Here is a 4,476-nt window from a genome sequence, read left to right as displayed (position 1 = left end):
GGCAGGAGTCATCACAGGAGCAGCCTTGTCTGCTATCAATCAGGGCGATTTAACCAGGGGAGCAGGACTGGGTTTTGGCATCTCCAGCATCAACTTTGGCGTATCTCTAGTACTACGGTCAAAGTAAACTAAAAGCCTCTTTAAAACTGCATTGTATAATAGACAGTATAGTAAAACTAGATCGTCAAAAACCAAGTTATTTCATCTGTGAATACTTACAATCAAAGCCAGCAAAAAACCCGTCAAATCGAAAATTTTCTCGATGCCCTAGAGCAAGAAGAATCTGCCGATGATGTACCCGTATCAGAATTAGAAGCAGGAGAAGCTGCCTATCAAGAATATCTTGCAGGACGCGACTCTGGTAAGTCTTTAGAGGAATTAAAGGCAAAATTAGGTTAGCTTACGGAACAAAATATAACAATGCCCTGTTTTTACGCCCAAAGTTTTTTATAGTTAATCCTGTAAATAATTTTGAGTATTACTAATTTGAACGACTGGCAGTACCTAATTTTAAAACCAGCAGAGCGTTACCTCAGACGTATCCAACCAAAAAGCCGTCAGCGCATCTTTGACGAACTAGATAAACTAATCATTGACCCCACTCAAGTAAACTTCAAAAAACTCAAAGGTCGTGATGGCTATCGCCTCAGAGTCGGAGACTATCGGGTACTCATCCAAGTCCAGCGCGAGGAACGCCTATTTATCGTCACTAATATTGGTTCTCGCGGAGATGTCTATAAATAATTTGCATGGATGCAATAATTCAACGCCAAATTTGTAACTAATCTTGAGGCAGAAAAGAAATATGGAGACGAGTGTTAGTAGCTTGGGCAATACGATTCAAGGTTTTAATAGTAGTATTTTGTTCACCAGCTTCGAGTCGAGCAATTAAAGATTGTTTAGTGGACATAAGTTCGGCTAGCTCTTTTTGGGTCAAATTAGCAGAAGAGCGAGCAGCAATAATAGCCGAAGCAATCTCAAATTCAGGGCGTTGAGCTTCATAAGCAGCCTGATATTCAGGATCGTTTAACCATTGTTGATGAAGGTCAGAAATAAGCGTCATGATTGAATCTCCTTAGCTCTAGATAGAGCGAGTTTAATTTCCTTACGGGGAGTTTTTTGTGTCTTCTTGATAAAAACTCGGACAACAACAACACGCTTGGGTTTAGCGGTGACGTATAAGGCACGAGAGATACCATCTCTACCTTTAAGTCTAATTTCCCATAAACCTTGCTCAAGGTATTTGACATAAGGTTTGCCAACTTTTTCTAAGCCATGTTCGGCGATTAAGTTACTAATCCAAACGAACTTAGCTTTCATATCATTGGGTAAAGCTGAAAGTTCAGCGTCAACAGTGTCGTTGAGAGTTTCAACAGTCCAGGTCATAATCACAATATAACATATAAGTTATAGTTTAAAACTTAAAGCGATCGCTGATAACTGATGACTGTTTAATCAGTAAGTCCAGATAACATTTCCGACAATTCCACTTGATCCTTAGCTCGATTGTCATCATAAATCATCAAAGTATCTATCTGACGATGGCGGGATAACTTCTGCACCTTCCGCACGTTACCATCAGTAGCATCTAAAGCAGCCGTAATCGAACTATGTCTGACCCGATGGGGACTCATCCGCTTGGTTATCCCCGCCTGTTTACAGTAGCGACGTACCATTTTATAAATCCCATCTCCAGTTATCCGATGTCCCTTATGCTGAAAATCTAGAGCGACAAACAACGGTGCTTTCTGCTTCTTGTGCTTGTAAGCCTCAATCCAGTCCAACAGAGCGTTAGTAGTAGAGGTACTTAAACCGATAATCTCCGTCTGCGTTCCCTTCCCCTTACCTAGTATGGTTAATTCTTTCGCCCTTGGTTCAAAATCCCCATAGTTCAATAAACTCACCTCATTGCGTCTCAGGGCATTGTCCCATAGCAGTTTTAATAGGGCATAATCCCTAATCCCATAGATTAAGGAGCGATCGCAAATATCTAGAACTTTACGATATTCCTCTGGACTGATCCCGCTCGTATCTCTATATTGCTGTACTCTTTCCCCCTTCACATCCTCCAGGGTAAATCCACATATTCCCAACTTACGTCCCATACTACAGAGAGTTTTAATCGAAGCCAAACGACGATTAACGGTAGATTCTGCTAATCCCTTCTCAAATAGCTTGGCTTTATAATTCAGTACCACCCCCACCGCAGCCGAACGTTCCAGGTGTAAAAACTCCAGCACCGTATCAGATGTAGCAACATGACCCGTAGTGGCGCGAAAAAAGTCATTGAGGTCTTTTTCGTAAGCTTTTCTCGTACCAGGGTTGCGTTTATCAAGGAGAAATTGAGCTAGCACGTCAGGTTCGGTATGAGTAAAATGTCTCTCAATTTTGGCATTGAAAGAGTTTTCTAAGTGTGATGGAGTTTTGGGATTAACTCGTTCCATTATAGTCGATATCGAAAACACTTATTTCCGATATCACGATCGGTAATATCCTCACTCTACCTTAATTTGAGGCAAAGAATTAAAATGAGCTACTTATTCCTGCATTTCCTCATAAAGCAATCAAACAAAGCGATCGCCTTTCGGACTATTGTTAAGTTCGTGGCTCAGTATCAATTAGTCTTAAAAATGTATTTTTGAAATGCCTACTGGGTAAAGGTTTTAGGCTGTATTGCCCCTGGTGACAGCTTCGCTGTTTTACCCCAAATTAAACTGAGCCTGTTTGAGGGTGACTAGTTCGGTTTGAAATGAGGGTGATGGTACTGGTTTTAGTGCGTTGAGGGGTAATCTGGCTTTGGCGAGGGAGTCGGCTAATTTCTGTCTTTTTGCCTGTAGCTTGGTTTTTTCGGTAGTGCGATCGCTGATGATATCTCCGACATTAATTCTAGTTCCTTCTTCTACTTTCAAGTCTGAGAGTTGGTTTAATTCGAGAGTGATGGTGTGACGATTTGGGGTAGCAGGGGTTTGTTCTTCCTTGTAGTTAGACTGAAACGAGTCGCACGTAGCCCAATAGATTATAAGTTCTTTTCATCACAGTGACCAAGATTGGTGTTCTGTTTCTGTCTTAGTCTATTGGGTTGGGTTTTGGGTGTAATTTGGGTTCGGGATTTGGCGATCGCAATTAATAATAAGAGTCTTTTTGGGAATTATAAATGTAAACCTACTCTATTTTTATAGATCCTGTCGCAAGTAACTATATAAACGAGTGTACATGAAATAAAGTTTTTGCTTTCATTTTATGTGTTTACTGAGTAGACCTTTCGTATAAAGCAGCAATTTTTTCAAGTTCTTTAATTGATACATCAATTTCTGATTCAATATTGTTTAAATCTCTATCTATATCCTCTTTCTGAGAACGAGCAGATAGCTCTTGTGCGCCAATGAAAAGCGTTTCTAGCAATAATGGTAATCCAATTTTCTTTTTGGAAGCAGATTCAACTATACCGCCTACTACACTTCCCCAATCTAATAATCCAGGTCTAGAAATATTAGCTAAATCTGTATTCAACTGAGATCTGATAATTGCAGCCTTGATTAAGTTTTTTCTATATACATCTAGCAAAGGATGATCCTCTGTATAGTTTAGCAAAGCGATCGCTTGTGCATCTGCTTTCACAGAACTTTCAGTTCCTCTGTCATAAGTATTAAAAACTATTGCTTGCTTTAAGGCTTCGATTTTTGTTTTAATTTCAGATACTCTATCAAAAGAAATATTTTCTCTTAATAGAATGAATTGGTTGTTAGTACCTTGAGAACCATAACCACCAGCGAGAACAATTCCATCGTACTTTTCTCTAGCATAGATATCTACATTGTTGTTATAAACAACGCTTGAATCTTTTATTGCTTGTTCGTTAAAACGTATTTGTCGTAATTCATTTATATAAGGGAATAAAAAAATGTCATCAAAGTTAGAGGCAAGAAAATCAGTAATGTTTTCTTGAAGAGGGATACGAACAGACATTATCTGTGATCCACTCGTTTCCGCTTCAACCTTAAAATTATCATCCCAAGCATTAACATACAATGTTGAAATGTTGGGAGTTGAAACAACAGCTTCATTATTATTAATAAAGGTCAGACCAACCAAATAACTTTCTCTATATGATTCGTCTATACGATAAGTTTTAATCGTGCAGATATATTTGTTTTTTTCTGCGAGAGAATCAGTACTACTGCAAGAAGCATGAGGTTTGTTTTGCGGGAGATAATTCCTTCTACTTTCGTTATTTTTTCTCGCAGCTTCGCGATCAAAATCAAGATCTATTCCTAAAGCTTCTTCCCAAGCTTTTTCTGCTGATATACTCTCTTCTTCATCTCCATCAAACTGAAACTCCTCGAATGGTTCATTCAATCTATCAATGTGTTTCATGATAATTGAGCTGTTATTTAAACTATAGTCAAAATTAATTGTTGGATCTCTTTCAAATAATCTCGTACCATCATATCCGTGGGAAGTATCGTATGAAATGCG

At 38.9% G+C, this 4,476-nt stretch carries 7 protein-coding genes; 2 read left to right on the top strand and 5 right to left on the bottom strand.

Going from position 1 to position 4,476, the window contains the following annotated elements; all coding sequences use genetic code 11:
• Positions 1 to 207 precede the first annotated feature (207 nt).
• Positions 208 to 399, top strand: a complete 192-nt coding sequence (locus C7B62_RS24660; protein WP_106244005.1) for a hypothetical protein — start codon at positions 208 to 210, stop codon at positions 397 to 399.
• A 72-nt stretch (positions 400 to 471) separates the two neighbouring features.
• Positions 472 to 744 (top strand): type II toxin-antitoxin system RelE/ParE family toxin, encoded by a 273-nt coding sequence (locus C7B62_RS24655; protein WP_199194369.1) that lies wholly within the window; start codon positions 472 to 474, stop codon positions 742 to 744.
• A 37-nt stretch (positions 745 to 781) separates the two neighbouring features.
• Here the strand turns inward: C7B62_RS24655 and C7B62_RS24650 are convergent, their stop codons facing one another.
• The 5 genes from C7B62_RS24650 to C7B62_RS24630 all read right to left on the bottom strand — a co-directional run.
• The gene (locus tag C7B62_RS24650; protein ID WP_106244002.1) at positions 782 to 1,063 is read right to left on the bottom strand and encodes a helix-turn-helix domain-containing protein; all 282 of its coding nucleotides are present in this window, start codon (positions 1,061 to 1,063) and stop codon (positions 782 to 784) included.
• Complete coding sequence (locus C7B62_RS24645) at positions 1,060 to 1,386, bottom strand: type II toxin-antitoxin system RelE/ParE family toxin (RefSeq protein WP_106243999.1); 327 nt, start codon at positions 1,384 to 1,386, stop codon at positions 1,060 to 1,062. Before C7B62_RS24645 ends, C7B62_RS24650 begins: the two co-directional genes overlap by 4 nt.
• A 65-nt stretch (positions 1,387 to 1,451) precedes the next feature.
• Entirely contained in the window at positions 1,452 to 2,444 is a 993-nt protein-coding gene (locus C7B62_RS24640) for a tyrosine-type recombinase/integrase (RefSeq protein ID WP_106243996.1), read from the bottom strand.
• A gap of 255 nt (positions 2,445 to 2,699) precedes the next feature.
• Positions 2,700 to 2,909: a hypothetical protein gene (locus tag C7B62_RS24635; protein ID WP_106243992.1), complete on the bottom strand. Its 210-nt coding sequence runs from the start codon at positions 2,907 to 2,909 to the stop codon at positions 2,700 to 2,702.
• 337 nt (positions 2,910 to 3,246) lie between these two features.
• Positions 3,247 to 4,476 (bottom strand): hypothetical protein (locus C7B62_RS24630; protein WP_233220147.1); only part of this gene is annotated, 1,230 nt, incomplete at its 5' end.

Source organism: Pleurocapsa sp. CCALA 161, assembly GCF_003003995.1.
GTDB lineage: Bacteria > Cyanobacteriota > Cyanobacteriia > Cyanobacteriales > Xenococcaceae > Waterburya.
Note: the sequence above shows the minus strand (reverse complement) of the source record. Positions and strands in the feature narration are given on the sequence as shown.

Bases quoted from the DNA above. Each gene is read 5' to 3' on its own strand.
- C7B62_RS24640 (WP_106243996.1), bottom strand. From the start codon at position 2,444: ATGGAACGAGTTAATCCCAAAACTCCATCACACTTAGAAAACTCTTTC.
- C7B62_RS24645 (WP_106243999.1), bottom strand. From the start codon at position 1,386: ATGACCTGGACTGTTGAAACTCTCAACGACACTGTTGACGCTGAACTT.
- C7B62_RS24650 (WP_106244002.1), bottom strand. From the start codon at position 1,063: ATGACGCTTATTTCTGACCTTCATCAACAATGGTTAAACGATCCTGAA.